We start from the raw sequence: 683 nt of genomic DNA, 5'->3' as shown, positions 1-683 counted from the left end.
GGCGCGGGGGGCCCGCCGGGGGGTGACGTGGGGTCGCCCTGGTGGTGGCGCGAGGCTGTACCGATGCGCGGCTGCGCCGCGTGGGCGCGATCAGCCATGGCGGTGCGGCACCGGCGACGCTCGTCAGCCCCTACGGCGGCGGCGCTCCAGCGCAGGCACGTTGTCATCGCGGCATGGACGCTGTGCTGGCCAAGACCAGGGCGACTTGTGGCCCACAGCTGGAGTTGGAGTGCCGGCTCAATCCGAGATCCCCCGCGCAGGGGTTCTGCCCGAGGGCCGGGTGCCGGGCCGACGCCCCCGGAGGGGGCGGGAGGGTGGGAGCAGGGCCGGGGCCAGGCCGGCCGGGGGTGTCGGCCTGGCGCCGGGTGCGCCCCTTCAGGGGCGCGAGGCTGTACCGATGTGCGGCCGCGCCGCGTGGGCGCGATCAATCGTCGCGGTGGGGCATTCGGCGATGCTTGTCAGCCCCTACGGCGGCGGCGCTCCAGCGCAGACTCGTCGTCATCGCGCAATGGCCGAGCCCTGGGCGACGTATGGCCCCAGGCTGGAGCTGGAGTGCTGTCCCAAGGGTCTGCCCGAGGGCCGGGTGCCGGGCCGACGCCCCCCGGAGGGGGCGGGAGGGTGGGAGCAGGGCCGGGGCCAGGTCGGCCGGGGGTGTCGGCCTGGCCCCGGGTGCGCCCCGTCAG

The sequence above is a fragment of the Streptomyces sp. NPDC059524 genome (assembly GCF_042749255.1).
In the GTDB taxonomy this organism is placed as follows: domain Bacteria; phylum Actinomycetota; class Actinomycetes; order Streptomycetales; family Streptomycetaceae; genus Streptomyces; species Streptomyces xanthii.
The sequence above is the reverse complement of the archived record's forward strand: the minus strand, read 5'-3'. Positions refer to the sequence as shown.